The sequence below is a fragment of the Microterricola pindariensis genome (genome assembly GCF_002936985.1).
Classification (GTDB): Bacteria; Actinomycetota; Actinomycetes; order Actinomycetales; family Microbacteriaceae; genus Microterricola; species Microterricola pindariensis.
On sequence record NZ_MPZN01000125.1, the window covers coordinates 1 to 1,199 of the forward strand.

Here is a 1,199-nt window from a genome sequence, read left to right on the forward strand (position 1 = left end):
GGGCGAGCGCCTCGGCGCGGGCCGCGATCGTGACATAGCCGGCGCGCTGCTCCGCCACGCGCTGTTCGGCCGCCTCGCTGCGGGTGCGCGCCGCGGTTGAGGCGGCGGCGGCGCGGGCGAGGGTCTCGCGGCACGCGGCCACCGCCGCGGTGAGCGTCGCGAGCTCGGCATGGTGCTCGCCGAGTGTGGCGGCCAGCTCGTCGGATTCGGCGGCTGCGGCCGCGGCCAGCGCCACCGATGTCTCGGCGAGCAGGATCTTGGCCTCGAGCAGCTGGGTGGGCAGCGTGCCGGCGAGGGCCGTCGCCGCGGCGAGCTCGGAGTCCAGGGCGTGGGCGGCCTCGCGTGCCGTGTCGGCGACGGCGCGGCGCTCGGCCAGCTCGTCCTCGGCGGCGGCGATGTCGTCCGGGCCCACCGCGTCGGCGGAGGCGGCGGCCGGGTGCGGGTGCTCGCGGGCGCCGCAGACGGCGCAGGGCTCGCCGTAGCGCAGCTCGAGGGCGAGCTCGGCGGCATGCCCGCTCAGGCGTCGTGCCCGCAGCCGGTCGAGCCTGGCGGATGCCGCCGTGCTCTCCTGGCCGGCCCCGAACTCCCGCGCGCGGGCCTCCGCGAGCTCGGGCTGCAGGGCGGCCACCCGCTGGGCTTGGGCGAGCGTCGCCGCCAGGCGGTCCCGCTCGGCGGACTCCGGGTCGAGCCGCGCCGCCGCCAACCGCAGCTCGCCCAGGCGCGCCGTGTCGGCCGCGATCAACGCCGGCAGCGCGGTGGAGCGCTCGACGGCCTCGGCCAGGGCCGTCTCGGCCGCCGTGTGCTCCCGGGCGTGCTGCTCCTGGGCATTGTGCAGCGCCGGAAGCTCGCGCTCCAGCGCCAGCGTCTCGTTGACGGCGCCCTGTTCCTGCGTCGCCGACTCGATGAGCCTGGCCAGTTCTACGGGGGCGGTGCTCTCCGGGGCGCCGGGCAGGGCCGCGAACGTGGACTGCGCCTGCGCGACCGCGTCCTCGGCGGCGCGCAATGCCGCGCGGGCGCGCTCGGCGGCCGTCACGGCTCCGAGGGCCGATCAGAATGATCGGGCGCCGCCCGACCTCTTCATCGTCGGCGGCGGCGTCTCCAAGAACTACGCCGACTTCCTGCCCCTGCTCCGCCTGCAGACGGAGATCGTGCCCGCCGTGCCACCGCAACAACGCCGGCACGGGACGGGCGCTGTCGGC

Annotated in this window: 2 pseudogenes; one reads left to right on the forward strand and one right to left on the reverse strand. The window is 77.8% G+C overall.

Annotation, left to right across the window (positions count from 1 at the left end):
* Positions 1 to 1,033 (reverse strand): annotated as a pseudogene (locus GY24_RS17235) (hypothetical protein); the annotation flags it as partial.
* 34 nt (positions 1,034 to 1,067) lie between these two features.
* On the opposite strand from GY24_RS17235, the pseudogene GY24_RS18145 reads away from it, so the two are divergent.
* A pseudogene (locus GY24_RS18145) lies at positions 1,068 to 1,199 on the forward strand (ROK family protein); the annotation flags it as partial.